Consider the following 19,150-nt stretch of genomic DNA (forward strand, 5'->3'; position numbering starts at 1 on the left):
TCCATTAATCATCCAGCAGCAGAGCAGGATCAGGATAATGACAGCAATCAGCCGAGCCCTCATTAGTGTCTCCGACAAAACCGGTATCGTGGAATTTGCCCAGGCGCTTCATCAACGGGGCATAGAGATTCTCTCCACCGGCGGCACTGCCCGCCTGCTGGCGGAGCAGCAGATCCCCGTTACCGAGGTCTCGGCCCATACCGGTTTCCCCGAAATGATGGATGGCCGGGTCAAAACCCTGCATCCAAAAATCCACGGCGGCATTCTCGGGCGACGCGGTATTGACGACGGCGTTATGGCCGATAACGATATTGCCCCGATCGACATGATCGTGGTGAACCTCTACCCGTTCGAGCAGACCGTCGCCAACCCGGATTGCGATCTGCCTACCGCGATCGAAAACATTGATATCGGCGGCCCCACCATGCTGCGTGCGGCGGCCAAAAACCATAAGGATGTCACGGTCGTCGTGGACGCAGCGGATTACAACAGGGTGTTGCAGGAGATGGATGCCAATAGCGGCCGTGTCAGCGATGCCACCCGTTTCGACCTGGCGGTTAAAACCTTTGAACACACCTCCAACTACGACGGCGCTATCGCCAATTACCTGGGTGCCCGGCTGGGGGGAGAGACCGCAGAATTCCCCCGCACCTTAAATCTGCAGTATCGTCAGGCTCAGACCATGCGCTACGGCGAGAACCCGCACCAGAAAGCCGCCTTCTTTGTTGAGCGGGACCAGGCAGAAGCCTGCATCGCCACCGCCCGTCAACTACAGGGCAAGGAGCTCTCCTACAATAACATCGCCGATACCGATGCCGCCCTGGAGTGTGTCAAACAGTTCTACGAGGCGCCGGCCTGCGTCATCGTCAAACACGCCAACCCCTGTGGCGTCGCCTTCGGGAGCGACTTGACGGAGGCGTACGAGCGCGCCTTTAGCACCGACCCGGAGTCGGCTTTCGGCGGCATCATCGCCTTCAATCAAACCCTGGACGCCAAGACCGCCCAAGCCATCGTCGACAAACAGTTTGTGGAAGTGATTATCGCGCCGGAGGTATCGGACGAGGCGGTGGCGATCGTCGCCGAAAAAAAGAACGTACGACTGCTCGCCTGCGGCAACTGGGACAAGGAGACTTGCCACCGCCAGGAGATGAAACGGGTCAACGGCGGCATGCTGGTGCAGGACGCCGATCTGCAGCTCTATAACGAACTCAAGGTGGTGACCCAACGGGCACCCAGTGAAGCTGAGATGGAGGCGCTGCTGTTCAGCTGGCGCGTAGCCAAATTCGTCAAATCCAACGCCATCGTCTACTGCAGGGACGGCATGACCATCGGTGTCGGTGCCGGACAGATGAGCCGGGTCAACTCAGCCCGTATCGCCGGCATCAAGGCTGAACAGGCCGGCTTGGTGGTACCGGGTTCGGTGATGGCATCGGATGCCTTCTTCCCGTTTCGGGATGGCCTCGATAACGCCGCCGCAGCCGGCATTCGCGCGGTCATACAACCCGGCGGTTCGATGCGTGACGATGAGGTGATCGCTGCCGCCAACGAACACGACATCGCCATGGTCTTCACCGGCATGCGCCACTTCCGTCACTAACTCTCACCCAGCGGGTATCCGGTGGAGGATACCCGCTATAGTTCAATCACCATGAATATTCATCCCACTGCAATCATCGATGAGCGTGCCCAACTGCACGCGTCGGTAACGGTCGGCCCCTATACGATCATTGAGGCCGATGTCGTCATCGGCGAAGATTGCCGGATCGAGAGCGGGGTGCGCATCTTCCAGGGTACCCGCCTGGGTCGACACAACCGAGTCTGTCATGGCGCGGTACTTGGCTGCGAGCCCCAGGATCTCGGGTTTAACCCGGAGAAGAGCCGTCCGCTGCTGATCGGTGATTACAATCAGTTTCGCGAAGGGGTCAATATCAGCCGTGGCGTGAAGACCGAGGGGGGCACCCAGATCGGTGACTATAACTATTTTATGTGCGGTTTCCATGCCGGGCACGACTGCCGACTCGGCAGCCACAATGTGTTCGGTCCCAACAGCACCGTCGCCGGCCATGTGGAACTGGGCGAGCGGATCTTTATCTCCGGACTGGTCGCCATCCATCAGTTCTGTTTTATCGGCGACTACGCCATGATCGCCGGCTGTGCCAAGGTGGTGAAGGATATCCCGCCCTATGTCACTTGCGACGGCAACCCGGCACGGGTAATCGGTCTGAATACGGTCGGATTGCGGCGTGCAGGCATACCGTCGGCAAACCGCGCCGCCATCAAGCAGACCTACAAAATCCTCTATCACGCCGGGCTGAATACCAGCCAGGCCCTGGCGCAACTGAAAACTCACCCCGGCACCCCGGAAAGTGACAACATTCTGCGCTTTTTCGAACAGAGCGACCGCGGCGTAACGGCACATCGCTAGGCACAGATCATTGATAAAATTTCCAGCTTTAACCATGCAGGGCAAATCAACATGAACATCCTGATCATCGGCGGCGGTGGCCGCGAACATGCACTGGCCTGGAAGGCCGCCCAGTCCCCGCTGGCGGACAAGATCTTTCTGGCTCCGGGCAACGCCGGCACGGCGCTGGAGCCGGGCATGGAGAATGTACCGATCGGGGTGGAGGATATCGACGCGCTGGTTGCCTTTGCCCAGGAAAAGCAGATCGGCTTGACCATTGTCGGTCCGGAGGCACCCCTGGTACTCGGCGTGGTGGATGCCTTCACGGCCGCCGGCCTGAAGTGTTTCGGCCCGACCCAAGGGGCAGCCCAATTGGAGGGTTCCAAGGCCTTCACCAAAGATTTCCTGGCGCGCCATCAAATTCCCACCGCCGCCTATGGCAACTTCACCGATGTGGATCAAGCACTGGGCTACCTGCACCAGGTCGGCGTCCCGATCGTCATCAAGGCAGACGGGCTGGCCGCTGGCAAGGGCGTTATCATTGCCCATGACCTGGCCACGGCCGAAGCCACGGTCCGGGACATGCTCTCCGGCAACAGCTTCGGCGAAGCCGGGCACCGGGTGGTTATCGAGGAGTTCCTGATCGGAGAAGAAGCCAGTTTCATTGTTATGGTAGATGGCCGGCACATCCTGCCCATGGCCAGCTCCCAGGACCACAAGGCGCGGGACAACGGCGACAGGGGACCCAATACCGGCGGTATGGGCGCGTACTCCCCGGCCCCGGTCGTGACACCGGCCACGCACGAGCGAATCATGAACGAAGTGATCCGACCGACGGTGGAGGGCATGGCCGCCGAAGGGCTCCCTTATACCGGCTTCCTCTATGCCGGGGTAATGATCAACGCCGACGGGGTACCCAAGGTACTGGAGTACAACTGCCGCTTCGGTGACCCGGAGACGCAACCGATCATGCTGCGCATGAAGTCAGACCTGGTGGCGCACTGCCTAGCCGCCCTGGATGGCACCCTGGACCAAGAGCATACCGAATGGGATGAACGCGCCTCCCTCGGCATCGTGCTGGCTGCCGGCGGCTACCCGAACAGCTATCGCAAGGGCGATGTGATCAGTGGACTACCGACCCTGCCGGTTGAGGGAGAAAAAGTATTTCATGCCGGTACCGCCGAAAAAGACGGCGATGTGGTGACCGCCGGCGGACGCGTACTCTGCGCCACCGCCCTGGGTGACAGCGTGGCCGAAGCCCAGGAGCGCGCCTATGCCCTGGTACGGGAAATCAACTGGGACAACGTCTATTACCGCACCGACATCGGCTATAGAGCGGTAGCCCGGGAGCAGGCAAGCGAATAAACGGCCCTTGACGCTACCGGGCATGCGTTCCCACGCTGAGCGTGGGAACGAGGGAAGGGCGGAATCTCGTTGTGTTATTAGGTTAGCCCGGGTAGTACCCGCCGTTCGATCAACTCACCCAACGCCGTCAGCTCTGGATAACGGTTGGCCACCTCGACGATATACCCCAAGGTGCGCGGGATATCCGCCAGATAGCCAGGCTTACCATCGCGATGGTTGAGGCGTGCGAATATCCCGCTCGCCTTCAGATGCCGCTGCACCCCCATCAGATCGAACCAGCGCAGGAAACGCCCCTCATCCGCGGACGACAATATCCCCGACTGGACGGCCAACTCAAAATACCCCATCGCCCATGCCTGCACCCGCTCAGTTGGCCAGGCGACATAACAGTCCTTCAATAGCGATACCAAGTCATAGGTGACCGGCCCCACTACCGCATCCTGAAAATCGAGAATCCCGGGACTGGGTGAGCGGCACACCAACAGATTGCGACTATGGTAATCCCGATGCACACACACCCTGGGTTGTTCAAGCGCACTCGCCACCAGCAGACCAAATACGTCACCCAGCGCCGACTGTTCCTGCTCGCTCAAAGCGAGGCCAAGATGGCGGCCCAGCAGCCAGTCCGGAAACAGAGCCATCTCCCGCTGCAACATTTCCGTATCGTAAGTGGGGAGCCCTTGGCGTGGCCCGACCGACTGAATGATCGCCAGCGCCGCCAGGGCATCGCCATAGAGCCGATCCGCCGACACATCATTTAGCCGATCGAGATAGTGCACCGAGCCGAGATCTTCCAGCAGGATGAAACCGAGCTCGGTATCTGCCGCATGAATCTCCGGCACATGCAGCCCGACTGCAGACAACTGCTCGGCGATGCGCAGAAATGGCGCGCAATCCTCCCTTTCCGGCGGCGCATCCATGGCGATTCGGGTTGTGCCATCCGGCAAGGTAACGCGGAAATAGCGGCGAAAACTGGCATCATCGGATGCCGGTTCGATGCAAATCTCCCGCAGACCTACCTGCTCCGTCAACCAGCAGGTCAGGGCTTGTTCTCTTTTTGGCATAACCGGTTCCATATTGCGGCAGGCCATCTTCCATTCCCGTAAAAAGCGCTCGGGAAAAGTTTGAAAGTCGTTGCGGCCATTGAAGAAAAAGCGATTCTATGCGATTTTATGCGGCTCTTGCCACGGCTTCCCATTCTTGGGACGTCGGGGTGGGCCGCCAGGGGAGCGGCACAGGGTACGGTTGACCACAGGTTGCCCGTACCGATCCAACCAAATCAGAATAATCAGAGAGTTGCCGTGCCTGGAAAAAGAAGGATGCTACCGCTTGCTATCAGTGGATTGCTACTGGTTCCTGCCGCGCAAGCCGCCTCAAAATGGGATTGCCGCGCCTCGAATGACGGTGGTTGGGAGTGCTTCCAGGATGGCGTCGCCGTCCCGCCGGAACCGGTCATCGCCGAACAACCCAAGGACAACCCACCCTCAAGCAGCGATAGCGCTGTAGAAAAATCCTCTCTGGGGAGCGCAATCGTTAAACCGCTGACTGAGCCTCAGGTATCAGAGGCCGTAGCGGTCACACCGGAAACGGCTAGTGAGGAAGCGCAACAACCGGCGGAACAACAACCCGACAGCGAAACAGCCATCGCATCGGAACAGCTTCCTGCCTCTCCCGAACCCGCCAAACCCACCGTAACACCGGTACCGGTTGAAACGGAGTCCGCAAGATCCAGCGCCGAGATCGCCAGCACGACTGATAATTCAGAAACAGAACCTGCGCCCGAATCGTCCCAACCATCCACCCAGGAGGAGCCGGAAACAACTGCCGAATCGGCACCGGTGGTCGCTCGGGAGGAACCCACTCCCGTGACACCCGAAGTCAAATCCGTCGCACCGGCACCCGAGATAACTCAGCGCCCCGAGACATCACTGGCAAATGTTTCATCCGCAAAGAGCGTAGCGCGTATCGACCGTGGGTTGGACTGGAATCAATGCAGTGTAAAGTCCTTCAGGACCAAACCACCTCTGGCATCGGTCACCGATGACAGCACCCATATTGAAGCAGACGGGGCCGACCTCTATCGCGATGAGAATCGCGCCGACTTTTCCGGCAATGTCCAGGTAGAACAAGGTTATGAGCGACTCGAAGCCGACCACGTCTCTTATTTGAGAGACCTCAATACCCTGGATGCCGACGGTAGTGTCTATCTGGAGCAACCCGGATTACGCATCACCGGCAACAGGATGCTTTACAACCTGGAAACGAAGCAAGGCAATGCCGACCAAACCGAATTTCGCCTGACTGAACCATTGGCCAGAGGTAACGCCAGCAGCGCAGAACTGTTGAATGCGGACCAATCCCACTACACTGATGTCCAATACACCACCTGCCCTCCCGGAAACAGTGACTGGCAAATCGAGGCAAAAGAGCTGGAGATCGATAAATCGACAGGGGTAGGCGTCGCCCACAACGCCAAACTCCGCTTCAAGGGTGTGCCTTTTATCTACCTCCCTTACGCCAGCTTCCCAATAGACGACCGGAGAAAATCGGGCTTTCTGCCTCCGTCTATCGGGACCTCCGAGAACAGTGGCGCGGATGCCTCCATCCCTTACTATTTCAATATCGCGCCCAATATGGACGCCACCTTTACGCCGCGCATCATGAGTAAGCGCGGCATCCTTCTGGGAGGTGAATTCCGCTATCTGACGGAAAAGCATAAGGGTGAGATCAGGGCGGAACTGCTCCCCAGCGACAGCGAGCGGACGACGACGGAAAATGACACCCGCGGTGCCGCCAATCTCCTGCTCAGTGGCACACCCGTACCACGCTGGAGCTACGACATCAACCTCAACTACGTCTCCGATAACGACTACCTCGATGACCTCGGCACCAGCCTGGCGGCCACCAGCGCAAAACACCAGGAGCGCAGAGGTGACATCACCTACAACGGAGATGGCTGGAACTTCCTCGGCCGAGCTCAACAATTTCAGACCATCGACAGCAGCATCGCTATCAATGATCGTCCTTACAGCCGGCTCCCGCAGCTACAGCTGAACCTGGAGAAACCGGATCAAGCAATGGGACTAACCTATCACCTGCACACGGAATACGTTCACTTCGGTCACGAATCCAGCAGCAAGGTAAAGGGCGAACGATTTGACCTGCAACCCGGCATCAGTCTGCCGATGCGACACCCCTGGGGCTTTTTTACTCCCAAGTTAAGCCTGCGCCACACCCAGTACAGCCTGGATAATCAAACTGTGGGACTAAGCGATAATCCAAGCCGCACTCTACCGACCTTAAGCCTGGATGGCGGGCTCTATTTTGACCGGAGTGGCAGTTGGTTCGGCAACGCCATTACCCATACACTCGAGCCGCACCTGTTCTATCTCTACACGCCTAAAAAGGATCAGAGCGCCTTACCCGATTTCGACACCTCTAATTTGGGCTTCAGCTTCGCCAACCTGTTCCGCGAGAATCGATTCAGCGGCGCCGACAAAGTGGGTGACGCCAATCAACTGACGACCGCGCTCACCACGCGCGGACTGAGCAGTAGCACCGGCGAGGAACTCTTCCGTGCCAGTATTGGTCAAATTTTCTACTTCAGGGACCGTGATGTCCAACTGCTCTCCAGCGGCGCCGTCACCAATGAGGACAGCTCTTCCATTGTGGCGGAAGCCGCCACCAAATTGAGCCAGCATTGGCGAATGCAAGCGGGAATCCAATGGAATCCTCACGCCAGCGGCAACGAAACCGAGCAGGGGGCATTTGGCGTTCACTATCTTGATGAAAAACAACGTATCCTCAATCTGACCTATCGCTATACTAATGGGTCGATTGAGCAAACCGATCTCTCGGCCCGCTGGCCAATTACCCATAGCCTGCATGCCGTGGGACGCTGGAACTACTCGCTGTTGTATGGAAAGAGCATGGAAACCTTTGCCGGAATTGAGTATGAAAGCTGCTGCTGGGTCAGCCGATTTGTGGTGCGCAACTACCGCTCGGATGCAAACGCCGACGGCAACCTGGCCCTGTTCCTGCAGTTGGAGCTGAAAGGCCTTACCAGCCTCGGTGACAAGATTGATCAATTCCTGGAACGCGGTATCCTGGGCTATCGCACTGACGACTGATTGACACACATAAATGACCACGAGAAATACCCTGTTAAATGGCCTGGCGCTAACGCTGCTGGGCCTAAGCCTGTTTCATTCCGCTTTCGCGCGTAGCGAACCGGTCCAACCCGTCGATGAAATTATCGCCGTGGTTAACGATGACATCGTGGTGCGTAGTGAACTTGATAGCGAAATCATGAAAATCGTTGCGCAGCTGCGCCAACAGGGACAACGCCTACCACCTAAAGCAGTCATCGAAAGGCAAGTTTTGGGCCGACTGATACTTAAAAAATTACAGCTGGAAGCGGCGGCACGTGCGGGAATCAATGTGGGTGAAGATATTGTTGCCCAAGCGCTCAATAACATCGCTCGAAACAACAATCTGAGCCTATCGGAGTTTCGCCGTACCCTGGAAGAGGGAGGGATCAGCTTCCGCAACTTCCGTCAAAACATCAAGGAAGAGATCACCCTTAAGAAACTATTAGACCAAGAGGTACGCCGTCGAATCCGCGTCTCCGATCAAGAGGTCGAGGCTTATATCGCACGCCAGGCCGACAGCACGGGGGAGCGCTCCGCTTACCATCTGCAGCACATCCTGATCGCCACCCCTGAAGCCGCATCACCGGAACAAATGGAGAGCGCACGCCAGCAAGCGGAGTCGATCGTCAACAAATTACGCGACGGCGCCGAATTTGCCGATGTGGCCATCACGGAATCGGATGGACGACAGGCGCTCGAGGGGGGTGACCTGGGCTGGCGGCCAGCCAATCAATTGCCCACCATCTTCGTCGATCTGGTCGTCAATATGGAACGCGGTGAGATCAGCGATCCAATTCGTACTGCCAGTGGTTTTCATATCATCCGCCTAGCCGACTTCAAGGGAGGCGAACGCAAGATTGTCACCCAGAGTCACGTCCGGCACATCCTGATCAGCACTAATGAGGTTACGTCTAATAACGATGCACGCACTCGCTTAGCGCAGTTGCGCCTGCGCATTCTGGGTGGCGACGACTTTGCCGCCCTAGCCCGCTCCCACTCCGACGACAAATCTTCGGCCATCAAAGGGGGGGACTTGGGCTGGGTGACACCGGGTGCACTGCTGCCCCGGTTTGAGGAAGAAGTCGCCAAATTGTCCCCCGGAGAAATGAGCCAACCCTTCCGCACCGAATACGGTTGGCATTTAGCCCAACTGCTGGAACGCCGCAAACACGACAGCACCACGGAGGTTAAAAAAGCCGAAGCCAGGAAAGCCATCAGCAATCGCAAGACGGCGGAAGAGAGCGAACTCTATTTGCGGCGCCTGAAGGACGAGGCTTTCATCGATATCCGCCTCGATAACTCCTAGGAGCAGCAAACTTGAGTGACAACCCCATCCCGCTTGCGCTCACACCCGGCGAACCGGCGGGAATAGGCCCCGATCTGTGTGTGCAGTTGGCCCAGGATGACCGGAACTATCCGTTGGTTGCTGTCTGCTCACCAAAGCTGCTGGAGGAGCGCGCCAGGCAACTTGCTCTGCCACTAGACATTATCGAGTTTACTCCGGAACGGATAGCCACACAGGATGCAGGTAAGCTTAGTGTCCTGCCAATCGAACTTCCAGAAGTGGTTCAACCTGGCTTACTCAACCCGGCCAATGCCGACTACGTGCTGGAGACAATAACCCAGGCGACCCGTGGCTGTATGGCGGGCCGCTTTAGCGCGCTGGTGACCGGGCCTATTCACAAGGGGGTAATCAACGACTCTGGCATCCCCTTTTCAGGTCACACCGAATATCTCGCCAACTTAACCGACGCCTACCCGGTAATGATGTTGGCCTGCCCAGAATTGCGGGTTGCCTTAGCCACAACCCACCTGCCCTTGAAGGATGTAAGCAGCGCGATTACCTCTGAATCGCTGGAACGTGTCATCAAGATTCTGCACCATGATTTGGTCGAACGCTTTGCCATTCCCTCTCCAAAAATTTTAGTCTGCGGGCTGAATCCCCACGCAGGAGAGGGTGGTCATCTGGGAATGGAAGAGATCGAGACGATTACACCAACCCTTGTACGAATGCGCGCATCGGGCATGCAGCTCGTAGGACCGCTGCCGGCTGATACCCTTTTCACCCCCCACTATCTTGAGCAGGCGGATGCCGTCTTGGCCATGTATCACGATCAGGGATTACCAGTCCTGAAGCATTTGGGATTCGGCAATGCCGTCAATATCACCCTCGGCCTACCCATTATCCGCACCTCGGTAGATCATGGCACAGCCCTCGAACTTGCGGGCACAGGGAAAGCAGATATCGGCAGCCTACATGCTGCCATCATATCGGCCCATCAACTGACAATACCAACCAGTCACTAAGCTCGACCGCAACCCACGGTGACTAAACACCGCCAGCAGATGGCGCCCACAACTGTTTAGCTGAACTAAAAAAAAGCCCGGACGAACCGGGCAAAGGGAGGTATAACACGGTGAAAGGGCGAACCCTTAAATCTGATAGTGCCGTCCAGCACTTACCTGACGCCAACGCCAGGCATAAAATTCTGAATTTAGCTCAAGTAGGACTTAGCCTCTTCTCCCGGATTAGGGAGGCCCGCGATCCGCCAGACCTGCAAGCAGCCTCCAAACAAGCCTTTTACTTCGTCCTTTGAAAGTTCGCTGCTGCGGCATATCCGACGCATAGGTGGAATAGCCCCCAACCTGAGGTATCGATCACGTACAAAACGGATTACCCGCCAATGAGCATTTTGCAGAGGAGCGACCCCCTCCAGCTCTGCAAGCGTCTCCGCCACCCGATCATTCCAGGTTTCTGCATCGCAAAGAAAACCATCTTCATCGAAACCCAGGGTAGACAATACCGAGCCACGGGCTGCAGACTCACTTACTTTTTGTACTGCGCTCATTGCTAATGCTTCCTACAATGTTAATAGTCTAAGGGAAACACCCACGGCAGACTTCGCGAAGGGTATCTACTTGCTTAAAACTATAGCGCGGCGAGACAATACATCAAAATAACTTTTCCGTCTATAGAAATAGTTGATTGATATAACAAGAATACGAATCATTATATATATTGGGCCACATATGAAACTACAACAGCTCCGATTTCTCCTGGCAGTCGCCCAGAATGACCTGAATATCACCGCAGCGGCCGAACGATTATTCACCTCTCAACCCGGCGTGAGTAAGCAGATTAGACTTCTTGAAGAGGAGTTGGGGGTTACCATTTTTGAGCGTACCGGACGCCAGCTGACAGGCATTACCGACGCCGGAAAATCCATTATAAGCCGCGCTGAAGCTGTGCTTCGGGAAGTCGATTCCATCCGCGATGTCGCCAGCGAATTCAGTGACCCACGTGCCGGCAGCCTCTCCATCGCCACAACCCACACCCAGGCTCGCTATGTATTACCACCGGTAATAAAAGCGTTTCGCGCCCGTTATCCGGGCGTTGACCTTCAGATGCACCAGGGTAATCCCGAGCAAATATCCGAAATGGCGGCAGGTGGGGCTGTCGATTTCGCCATCGCCACAGAGGCAACCGCCGACTTCGGCAACCTCATCATGATGCCCTGCTATCACTGGAACCGCACCATCATCACACCCTGTGATCACCCGCTGAGGGAGATCAATCCACTTACCCTTGAAGCGGTCGCCGAATATCCGATCGTCACCTATGTATTCGGCTTTACCGGCCGCTCCCAGCTCGATAAAGCGTTTCGCCGTTTTGACCTGGAGCCAAACGTGGTGTTCACGGCAACCGATGCCGATGTCATCAAAACCTATGTGCGCCTGGGAATTGGCATCGGAATTCTGGCCAAGATGGCTTATAACCCGGAGCAGGATAAGGATCTGTGCTCCCTCGACGCCACCCACCTGTTCCCACCCAGTACGACCCGGCTCGGATTCCGGCCAGGCCTGTTTTTAAGGGCCTATCATTACGATTTCATAGAGTTGTTTGCATCACATCTGACCCGGGATGTGGTCGACAACGCCGTGGAAGCCGCTTCCGAGCAAGAGCGAAACGCCCTGTTCAATGATCTGGTTTTACAAGAATACTAGGCACCACAACAAGGCCGGTTTTTTGTCCGAAATCATGGGATTCGGGCGATGAGACAACCCTCTCGAAAAGCCGCCTACACTTCGCATTACAAACTATTGTCGAAAGCCGGATTTTAAAATAAGATCAGGCCGTCCTGGGTCTGGCCACCCTTTACCAGACCCTGCGTTTAGCGTTGACAATCGGGCACTCCTAATCCGTGTATTGCCTGGGTAAAAGTTTCAATCATGCGGGAAGATAATGAGCAAAAAAAATTATTGGCATGGCTATCTTGAGGCTGGTACTAAAAGCTCACCGGTACTGCGCGACCCAAGCATGGAGACGGGCAACACCAATACCGTCTACCTCTACTCTTTGAAGCGCAACAAGATCCTCGAATTTCAGGTAGGCATTGTCGAGCCCAAGCTGCGGGAACTCGGCAAGGATGAGGCCGAATTGGTCAGCTCCCTCAATGCCGGCTATTCAAAAGCTAAAAAAGAGTTCACCCCCCGAGCGTCGATGCGCCTGAAACAGGTGGAGCTAACCCCCCAACCCAGCACGGCGGCAGCCGCTACTACGGACCCCGAACTGGACGATATTGACGATGCCGATCTGGACGACGACCTGGACATTGATGTGGACTTGGATGACGACTGAGCCGTCGCCCGTTTAAACACACCACCGTAACAGCGGCCGCCGAATGCGGCCGCTGTTACTTCAGATTTCAGCGATCAAGTCACAGACCGAATCGACCTGCTCCTCCGTCATCGCCGGAAAAATGGGCAGTGACAAGGTTTCACCGCAAACCCGGTCGACCACCGGTAAATCTCCTTCCTGATACCCCAGATCCTTATAGATATCCTGAAGATGCAAGCCGAGTGGGTAACATTGGCTATTGCCGATGTTGTGCGCACTCAAATGCGCGCGCAACAGATCACGACGGGGGTGCCTGATGGTATAGAGATTGAACGCATGACGTCCGAGATCAGGGCGTACCGGCGTCACCAGATCAAGCTGGGCAAGACGCGCATCATACCAATCGGCTACCTGGATACGAGCAGCAATATCCTGTTCCAGCTTCGTCAGCTTTATTCTCAACAGCGCAGCCTGGACCTCATCCAGACGACTGTTATAACCCAGTTCATCATGCGTAAAGGGAGCTGTAGCGCCGTGATTACGCAGTTTCAGCAAGCGATCCCGAACTCTCTCATCACTGGTGGTGATCAATCCCCCATCACCGTAACATCCCAACACTTTGGTTGGATAAAAACTGAAACAACCGCTCGATCCCAAGCCGCCCACCGTTGCCTCACCACAACGCGCACCAAACGCCTGGGCAGCGTCCTCAATTACCGCCAGGCCATGTTGTTGCGCCAACTGATTCAGCGCAATCATATCGGCGGGATTACCGAAAATATGTACCGGCAGTATGGCCTTGGTCCGGTCGTTAATTCTGGCCGCCACGCTGTCAGGATCAAGGTTAAAGCTGGCCTCATCGATGTCCGCGAATACCGGTGTTGCCCCCACGATGGAGATGGCCTCAGCCGTGGCAAAAAAGGTAAAAGGTGTGGTGATTACCTCGTCACCGGACCCGATATCCATGGCGCGTAGAGACAGGACGAGGGCATCCGTGCCGTTGGCCACCGCCACCGCATAATCGCTGCCCACATACTCCGCCGCCTCCTGCTCAAAAGCCCGCACATTGGGACCCAGAATAAAGGCACCGCCGGACCCAATCGACTCGATACGGCTGAACCACTCTTCCCGCAAATCGTGAAATTCCTGCTGCAGGCTAAGGTAAGGGACTCCCTGGGGTGCTGTTTTTTCTGGCATGACGCTTTCCAATGACTGTCGTAAATAGTGATTTCTCCCAGCTCGAATAGCGACAACCGCCTATCAGGTTATCAATACATGGCCGGGATAAGTGATGGGTTGATAGTAGGGGCTTACGCGCTGAGACGCTCCATAATTTCCGCCTTAACCCGCATGGCAACCTCGAGCGCTTCAAGCCCGACATGCCCATCCACCAGAGGAGGATGGCCCGAGGTCGCGCTCTCAACGAAAGCCGCCAACTCAGCGTCCAGGGGTTTTACCGGCTCGATATCCAAACGCTCCATGACCACCTCGGGCCAAGTCTCGCCAGGACGCGGTTTGGGGTAAGCGGTCTCGATCCGTTGGTCGATAAAATCGAGCGATTCGTAGCGGTTCTCTTCAAACACCCGGATACGGCGCATCCGTTTTTCCGAGACACGGCTGGCAATCACGTTGGCCACTGTACCGTTGGCAAATTCGAGGCGGGCATTGGCAATATCGACGTGATCCGTCAAAACAGGCGTACCTACTGCCGAAATGGCGGTGATTTCCGATTTCACCAGTGAGAGGATGATATCGATATCATGAATCATCAGATCGGACACGACGTCCACATCGGTTGCCCGTTCCACAAATCCACCCATACGGTGGGCCTCAATAAAACGGGGGCGGTTGATCCGATCCGCCAGGGCCATCACCCCGGCGTTAAAACGTTCCAGATGCCCGACCTGCAGGATGACGCCGGCCTCTTCAGCCAAGCGGACGATCTCAGCACCTGCCTCAACGGTGGAGGCAATCGGCTTTTCCAGCAACATATGAACACCGGCCTGGAGAAACGGACGCGCTTCATCCAGATGGGCCGTAGTGGGCACCACGATACTGATTGCATCAACCTTTCCCAGCAGATCGCTACTGTTGGAGAAAGCGCTACAACCGCACTCCTCGGCCACCCGAGCCGCCGTTTCTGGGTTAATATCAACCACACCGACCAAATCCACATTATCCATTCGGGAGTAAATCAAGGCATGAAAACGCCCCAAATAGCCAACCCCCACGACACCCACACGCAATTTATGACTCATTAAACACCCAGACTCAGCCCAGTTTCAGCGCAGAAGGGTTCGGGCAGGATGCCGCGAACCGAAAACCCGGCTGATTCTAAACCATCTGCTCAATCAGTGGCATCTTTGAGGGGGAAATCAGTGTTGTTGATCGCTGTAGGAGTGACCCGGATCAACTGATGTAGCGCGATCAAGCAGATGAAAATGGACAGATACCGTCACCAGAAGAGCGACTCCCATTAGGGAATAGAGAATAAAAAGAATATCCGGCTTACGCCGGGGATACTGGATTCTGAACACGTTGCACCTCCTCCCGGCCGTACAGCGATCTACTATCAGGAGTGGAAATATCTCAAGACCGGAACAGATTGTGCCGCAATGCAACGGAACTAAAATTGAATCACTTCACACCGGTCTACCTTTCGCGTCATCAAAATGTCGAAATTGAGAGCCGACACACAAACCGGGCGCATTGGCCGCAAAACGACTACGCTCACTCAATTCCCCCCCCTTCGGTGGCACCGGCCTCTTCCAGCATTTTAACCACATCAGCATGCTTGCCCAGATTGGCCCGCTTCAACGCACCCACCCCAGCCTTATTTTGCAAATTGACATCGGCTCCAGCCTGAATCAATGCCTCGACGGCGGCCGCATGACCAAAGGCCGCCGCATCCATCAAGGCGCTATTGCCCGTCCCATCCACCGCATTCACATCGGCACCGGCCGCCAACAAGGCCTTCACCGTACGGGCATTGCCGTTGAAGGCCGCCAACACCAAAGCGGGGCGTCCAGCACCGTTCTTGACGTTGGCATCGGCGCCTTGCGCCAGCAGCGCCGCCACCTGGTGCTCCTGCCCTAGACTAGCCGCCGCCAGCAACATTTGATTAGAATCGGCCGCCCAGATGGTCGCGCTAAGGAACCAGAGCAACATGAAAAAAGATCGCTTGTTCATCCGTAGTACCCTATAGTCCAGACTCGTTTCAGATATTCTTTTCGTTAAACTATTGAGCGACCGGACAACTGTTATCTGAAGCTGTCATAATATCCCACACCATCGGCATTTCAGATAAAATCCGGGCAAACCCCAATTCGAGTCACACATCTATACATGAGTAAATCACTGCAAAACAGCATTGAAGTGGATGTTCGCACCGCCTATGTGGAAGGACAATCCAACCCGGCCGAAGACCACTATGTGTTCGCCTATACCATCACTATCCGCAACACCGGCGACAACGCCGCCAGACTAATCAGCCGTCACTGGCTCATTACCGATGCGGATGGCGAAGTGCAAGAAGTCTTCGGGGAAGGCGTGGTAGGACAGCAACCCTTTTTGCGTCCGGGTGAAGATTTCAGCTACACCAGCGGCACCACACTGCCCACCCCGGTTGGTACCATGCAGGGCAGTTACCAGATGCAGACCGAAGCCGGCGATCATTTTGAGGCCGTTATCGCTCCTTTCAGATTGGCACTGCCCCATATACTGCACTAGGGTTAGCCCATGTATCGAGCCAGCACCCGCGAACCGACCGTGCTCCTGCTGCTGGTCACCCTGCTACTTCTGCTCAGCGCCATCGATCCGGTGGCCGACCGACTGACCTGGTTTCTGGAGACCGTGCCAGTCATGCTGGGACTGGTCCTTTTGACCTATACGCGGCGAACCTTTCCCCTCACACTGCTGCTTTACCGCCTACTGGCGATACACGCCGTCATCCTGATTGTGGGCGGCTATTACACCTATGCCGAGGTGCCGCTGTTCAATTGGCTGCGGGATAGCCTGGAGTTGTCACGTAACCACTATGATCGACTCGGCCATCTGGCCCAGGGATTCATTCCGGCAATCCTGGCACGGGAAATCCTGCTGCGCCGTTCGCCTTTAATTCGCGACGGTTGGCTAATCCTCACCGTAACCAGCATTTGTCTCGCATTTTCAGCCCTGTATGAGATGATTGAGTGGTGGACCGCCCTCATCAGCGAAGAAGCTTCCAGCGCATTTCTTGGCACCCAGGGCGATGTGTGGGATACCCAATGGGATATGTTCCTGGCACTCACCGGCGCACTGCTTTCACAACTGCTGTTGGCGCGCCTGCACGACCGACAACTTAGCCAACTTCAATGAGAGATAGATTCTGATATGGCGCTGTTTGCCATCGGCGACGTCCAGGGCTGCTACAAAGATCTGCAGCGGCTACTGAAACTGATCAAATATTCGCCCGACCGGGACAGCCTCTGGTTTGCCGGAGACCTGGTCAACCGGGGGCCGGATTCCCTGAAGACCCTGCGCTTCGTCAAAGGACTGGGAGAAGGCGCTACCGTCGTGCTGGGTAATCATGATCTCCATCTGTTGGCCCTGTCACAAGGTAATCTCAAACAGGCTGACAAGGATCACACCCTGCGGGACATCTTAAAGGCGAAGGATCGGGACGATCTGCTGGAGTGGCTACGCCACCGCCCGTTGATGCATCATTGCGCCGAGCGCGAGTACAGCCTGATACATGCCGGACTGCCGCCCCAGTGGGACTTGCCGACCGCCCAGCAGTGCGCAAAAGAGGTGGAAGCCATACTGCGGGGCGACCAATTCCCGACATTTTGCCAGCAGATGTATGGCAATGAGCCCAGCCGCTGGTCGGATACGCTGCAGGGCATGGAGCGCCACCGCTTCATCATCAACTGTTTTACACGCCTGCGTTTTTGCGACGTCCAAGGCAATCTGGCATTAAAGGAGAAACGGGCACCGGGTAACCAGGCCCCCGACTTTTTCCCCTGGTTTGCCATCCCCAACCGAGCCACCCGCGACCACCGGATCCTGTTCGGACACTGGTCAACCCTCGGCTATCACAGCAGCCACAATACCTGGTGTCTGGACAGTGGTTGCCTGTGGGGCGGGAAACTGACAGCTCTGCAGCTGCGCCGGGAGAAACAGCCCAAACCGCTACAAGTCTCCTGCAGCGGATATAAAAAACCTTAACCCGAATACACTAAACGGACAGAGAAAGCAGGGCAGCCTGCAAACGTGAGGAGTGAGCCATGCGTTGTCATGAAATCGATTATGAAATCATCGGATCCGAGATGCAGCTGGTGGAAATAGAGCTGGATCCTGGGGAAACCGTGGTAGCGGAGGCCGGTGCCATGACCTACATGGAAGAGGGCATTGCCTTCGAAACACGGATGGGGGACGGCTCCGAACCGGAGCAGGGCCTGATGGGCAAGCTCTTTTCCGCCGGTAAACGGATCGTTACGGGTGAGTCGATTTTCACCACCCACTTCAGCAATCAGGGTGTCGGCAAGCGCCGCGTCGCCTTCTCCGCCCCTTATCCCGGCAATATCATTCCACTCAATATGGCGCTCCATGGTGAAAATGTTACCTGCCAGAAAGATGCCTTTCTGTGCGCCGCACTCGGCACCAAGATCGATATCGCCTTTAACCGCAAGATCGGTGTCGGCCTGTTTGGCGGCGAAGGCTTCATCCTGCAGAGCCTGCAGGGCGACGGCATGGCCTTTATCCAGGCAGGCGGCACCATCATCGAGAAAAAGCTGCGCGGCGAGACGCTACGGGTAGATACCGGTTGCCTGGTAGGCTTCAGTGGCCATATCAAGTACGACATCGAACGGGCAGGCAATCTCAAGTCGATGGTATTCGGCGGCGAGGGACTGTTCCTTGCCACCCTCAAGGGCGAGGGTACCGTCTGGCTACAGAGTCTCCCCTTCTCACGCATGGCTGACCGAATCCTGTCGCACGCCCCTTCGGCCGGAGGCAGCAACCGGGGAGAAGGATCGGCACTGGGAGGGATCGGCCGCTTGCTGGATGGCAATTGATCCAGCGACACCGGTCAACCGAATCAGCGGTCGACTCGCTCCAGGGTAAGGAATGTATAGTCAAACGGATTACGCTCATCGGCTTGATGGGCATCCCGTTCCACCTCTCGCCAGGCATCTGAACCGTATTCCGGAAACCACGCATCCCCGGTAACCCGGGTGTGGACACAGGTTAGATAGAGTCGGTCCGCCAAGGGTAACAGCTGGCGGTACAGGTTGGCCCCGCCCACAATCATGACCTCTTCCACGTCACCGGCCAGCGCCAGCGCCTGATCCACCGAGTGCGCCAGCAGACACCCCTCCGCCACATACCGGGGACTCCCGGTGATCACGATATGGGTCCGATCGGGCAGTAGCCCGGGCAACGACTCCCAGGTTTTGCGCCCCATCACAATCGGCTTACCCAGGGTCAATCGCTTGAAATGCTGCAGATCGGCGGGCAGCCGCCAGGGCAGCCGATTTTCACAGCCGATAACCCGGTTTTCGTCCATGGCCGCAATGAGTGAAATACGTGGTCGCTTAGGCATGCCGCAGAGCATACCACGTCCATGGACTAAGC

General features: G+C 56.5%; 18 protein-coding genes. 12 read left to right on the forward strand and 6 right to left on the reverse strand.

The window, feature by feature from the left end:
* Positions 1-37 precede the first annotated feature (37 nt).
* Genes purH through purD form a run of 3 tightly spaced genes read left to right on the forward strand, consistent with a single transcriptional unit; the run spans position 38 to position 3,769 of the window.
* Positions 38-1,597, forward strand: a complete 1,560-nt coding sequence (gene purH / locus ACQY5R_RS11740) for a bifunctional phosphoribosylaminoimidazolecarboxamide formyltransferase/IMP cyclohydrolase (protein ID WP_428608534.1) — start codon at positions 38-40, stop codon at positions 1,595-1,597.
* 51 nt (positions 1,598-1,648) lie between these two features.
* Positions 1,649-2,425 carry an acyl-ACP--UDP-N-acetylglucosamine O-acyltransferase gene (gene lpxA / locus ACQY5R_RS11745; protein ID WP_428608536.1) on the forward strand — a complete coding sequence of 259 codons (777 nt, stop codon included), beginning with the start codon at positions 1,649-1,651 and terminating at the stop codon, positions 2,423-2,425.
* Positions 2,426-2,476: 51 nt separating this feature from the next.
* Positions 2,477-3,769, forward strand: coding sequence for a phosphoribosylamine--glycine ligase (gene purD, locus ACQY5R_RS11750; protein WP_428608538.1), 1,293 nt, complete (start codon positions 2,477-2,479; stop codon positions 3,767-3,769).
* A gap of 77 nt (positions 3,770-3,846) precedes the next feature.
* Here purD and ACQY5R_RS11755 read toward each other — a convergent pair whose 3' ends face one another.
* Positions 3,847-4,833 (reverse strand): aminoglycoside phosphotransferase family protein, encoded by a 987-nt coding sequence (locus ACQY5R_RS11755; RefSeq protein ID WP_428608540.1) that lies wholly within the window; start codon positions 4,831-4,833, stop codon positions 3,847-3,849.
* 255 nt (positions 4,834-5,088) lie between these two features.
* Between ACQY5R_RS11755 and lptD the strand changes: the two genes are divergently transcribed.
* The 3 genes from lptD to pdxA are packed head-to-tail and all read left to right on the forward strand — an operon-like array spanning position 5,089 to position 10,227.
* On the forward strand, positions 5,089-7,899 hold the full coding sequence (gene lptD / locus ACQY5R_RS11760) for an LPS assembly protein LptD (RefSeq protein WP_428608543.1): 2,811 nt from the start codon (positions 5,089-5,091) through the stop codon (positions 7,897-7,899).
* A 13-nt stretch (positions 7,900-7,912) separates the two neighbouring features.
* Complete coding sequence (locus tag ACQY5R_RS11765) at positions 7,913-9,226, forward strand: peptidylprolyl isomerase (protein ID WP_428608546.1); 1,314 nt, start codon at positions 7,913-7,915, stop codon at positions 9,224-9,226.
* Positions 9,227-9,237: 11 nt separating this feature from the next.
* Positions 9,238-10,227 carry a 4-hydroxythreonine-4-phosphate dehydrogenase PdxA gene (gene pdxA, locus ACQY5R_RS11770; protein WP_428608548.1) on the forward strand — a complete coding sequence of 330 codons (990 nt, stop codon included), beginning with the start codon at positions 9,238-9,240 and terminating at the stop codon, positions 10,225-10,227.
* A gap of 188 nt (positions 10,228-10,415) precedes the next feature.
* Here the strand turns inward: pdxA and ACQY5R_RS11775 are convergent, their stop codons facing one another.
* Positions 10,416-10,769, reverse strand: a complete 354-nt coding sequence (locus ACQY5R_RS11775) for a TusE/DsrC/DsvC family sulfur relay protein (protein ID WP_428608550.1) — start codon at positions 10,767-10,769, stop codon at positions 10,416-10,418.
* A 181-nt stretch (positions 10,770-10,950) separates the two neighbouring features.
* Here ACQY5R_RS11775 and cysB point away from each other — a divergent pair, with 181 nt between their 5' ends.
* Together cysB and ACQY5R_RS11785 are read left to right on the forward strand one after the other, a co-directional pair.
* Positions 10,951-11,925 (forward strand): HTH-type transcriptional regulator CysB, encoded by a 975-nt coding sequence (cysB, locus tag ACQY5R_RS11780; protein WP_428608552.1) that lies wholly within the window; start codon positions 10,951-10,953, stop codon positions 11,923-11,925.
* A gap of 238 nt (positions 11,926-12,163) precedes the next feature.
* Positions 12,164-12,559, forward strand: coding sequence for a hypothetical protein (locus ACQY5R_RS11785; protein WP_428608554.1), 396 nt, complete (start codon positions 12,164-12,166; stop codon positions 12,557-12,559).
* A gap of 60 nt (positions 12,560-12,619) precedes the next feature.
* Here the strand turns inward: ACQY5R_RS11785 and ACQY5R_RS11790 are convergent, their stop codons facing one another.
* The 3 genes from ACQY5R_RS11790 to ACQY5R_RS11800 form a co-directional block, all read right to left on the reverse strand.
* On the reverse strand, positions 12,620-13,735 hold the full coding sequence (locus tag ACQY5R_RS11790) for a DegT/DnrJ/EryC1/StrS family aminotransferase (protein WP_428608556.1): 1,116 nt from the start codon (positions 13,733-13,735) through the stop codon (positions 12,620-12,622).
* A 113-nt stretch (positions 13,736-13,848) separates the two neighbouring features.
* On the reverse strand, positions 13,849-14,796 hold the full coding sequence (locus ACQY5R_RS11795) for a Gfo/Idh/MocA family oxidoreductase (protein WP_428608558.1): 948 nt from the start codon (positions 14,794-14,796) through the stop codon (positions 13,849-13,851).
* A 472-nt stretch (positions 14,797-15,268) separates the two neighbouring features.
* Positions 15,269-15,727 carry an ankyrin repeat domain-containing protein gene (locus ACQY5R_RS11800; RefSeq protein ID WP_428608561.1) on the reverse strand — a complete coding sequence of 153 codons (459 nt, stop codon included), beginning with the start codon at positions 15,725-15,727 and terminating at the stop codon, positions 15,269-15,271.
* 156 nt (positions 15,728-15,883) lie between these two features.
* On the opposite strand from ACQY5R_RS11800, the gene apaG reads away from it, so the two are divergent.
* From apaG to ACQY5R_RS11820, 4 genes are read left to right on the forward strand one after another with little or no spacing between them, the layout of a single operon-like run.
* Positions 15,884-16,267 (forward strand): Co2+/Mg2+ efflux protein ApaG, encoded by a 384-nt coding sequence (gene apaG, locus ACQY5R_RS11805; RefSeq protein WP_428608563.1) that lies wholly within the window; start codon positions 15,884-15,886, stop codon positions 16,265-16,267.
* Positions 16,268-16,276: 9 nt separating this feature from the next.
* Positions 16,277-16,894 (forward strand): DUF2238 domain-containing protein, encoded by a 618-nt coding sequence (locus tag ACQY5R_RS11810; protein WP_428608566.1) that lies wholly within the window; start codon positions 16,277-16,279, stop codon positions 16,892-16,894.
* Between the two features lie 15 nt (positions 16,895-16,909).
* Positions 16,910-17,743 (forward strand): symmetrical bis(5'-nucleosyl)-tetraphosphatase, encoded by an 834-nt coding sequence (locus ACQY5R_RS11815; RefSeq protein ID WP_428608568.1) that lies wholly within the window; start codon positions 16,910-16,912, stop codon positions 17,741-17,743.
* A gap of 59 nt (positions 17,744-17,802) precedes the next feature.
* Positions 17,803-18,591, forward strand: a complete 789-nt coding sequence (locus tag ACQY5R_RS11820) for a TIGR00266 family protein (RefSeq protein ID WP_428608571.1) — start codon at positions 17,803-17,805, stop codon at positions 18,589-18,591.
* Between the two features lie 23 nt (positions 18,592-18,614).
* On the opposite strand, the gene folA is transcribed toward ACQY5R_RS11820, so the two are convergent.
* Entirely contained in the window at positions 18,615-19,118 is a 504-nt protein-coding gene (folA, locus tag ACQY5R_RS11825; RefSeq protein WP_428608573.1) for a type 3 dihydrofolate reductase, read from the reverse strand.
* Positions 19,119-19,150: the final 32 nt, after the last annotated feature.

It is taken from the genome of Sedimenticola sp. (assembly GCF_050289425.1).
Classification (GTDB): Bacteria; Pseudomonadota; Gammaproteobacteria; order Chromatiales; family Chromatiaceae; genus Sedimenticola.

Excerpts from the sequence above, each read along its gene's own strand:
- purH (WP_428608534.1), top strand. The coding sequence starts at position 38 with ATGACAGCAATCAGCCGAGCCCTCATTAGTGTCTCCGACAAAACCGGT.
- lpxA (WP_428608536.1), top strand. The coding sequence starts at position 1,649 with ATGAATATTCATCCCACTGCAATCATCGATGAGCGTGCCCAACTGCAC.
- purD (WP_428608538.1), top strand. The coding sequence starts at position 2,477 with ATGAACATCCTGATCATCGGCGGCGGTGGCCGCGAACATGCACTGGCC.
- ACQY5R_RS11755 (WP_428608540.1), bottom strand. The coding sequence starts at position 4,833 with ATGCCAAAAAGAGAACAAGCCCTGACCTGCTGGTTGACGGAGCAGGTA.
- lptD (WP_428608543.1), top strand. The coding sequence starts at position 5,089 with ATGCTACCGCTTGCTATCAGTGGATTGCTACTGGTTCCTGCCGCGCAA.
- ACQY5R_RS11765 (WP_428608546.1), top strand. The coding sequence starts at position 7,913 with ATGACCACGAGAAATACCCTGTTAAATGGCCTGGCGCTAACGCTGCTG.
- ACQY5R_RS11775 (WP_428608550.1), bottom strand. The coding sequence starts at position 10,769 with ATGAGCGCAGTACAAAAAGTAAGTGAGTCTGCAGCCCGTGGCTCGGTA.
- cysB (WP_428608552.1), top strand. The coding sequence starts at position 10,951 with ATGAAACTACAACAGCTCCGATTTCTCCTGGCAGTCGCCCAGAATGAC.
- ACQY5R_RS11785 (WP_428608554.1), top strand. The coding sequence starts at position 12,164 with ATGAGCAAAAAAAATTATTGGCATGGCTATCTTGAGGCTGGTACTAAA.
- ACQY5R_RS11790 (WP_428608556.1), bottom strand. The coding sequence starts at position 13,735 with ATGCCAGAAAAAACAGCACCCCAGGGAGTCCCTTACCTTAGCCTGCAG.
- ACQY5R_RS11795 (WP_428608558.1), bottom strand. The coding sequence starts at position 14,796 with ATGAGTCATAAATTGCGTGTGGGTGTCGTGGGGGTTGGCTATTTGGGG.
- ACQY5R_RS11800 (WP_428608561.1), bottom strand. The coding sequence starts at position 15,727 with ATGAACAAGCGATCTTTTTTCATGTTGCTCTGGTTCCTTAGCGCGACC.
- apaG (WP_428608563.1), top strand. The coding sequence starts at position 15,884 with ATGAGTAAATCACTGCAAAACAGCATTGAAGTGGATGTTCGCACCGCC.
- ACQY5R_RS11810 (WP_428608566.1), top strand. The coding sequence starts at position 16,277 with ATGTATCGAGCCAGCACCCGCGAACCGACCGTGCTCCTGCTGCTGGTC.
- ACQY5R_RS11815 (WP_428608568.1), top strand. The coding sequence starts at position 16,910 with ATGGCGCTGTTTGCCATCGGCGACGTCCAGGGCTGCTACAAAGATCTG.
- ACQY5R_RS11820 (WP_428608571.1), top strand. The coding sequence starts at position 17,803 with ATGCGTTGTCATGAAATCGATTATGAAATCATCGGATCCGAGATGCAG.
- folA (WP_428608573.1), bottom strand. The coding sequence starts at position 19,118 with ATGCCTAAGCGACCACGTATTTCACTCATTGCGGCCATGGACGAAAAC.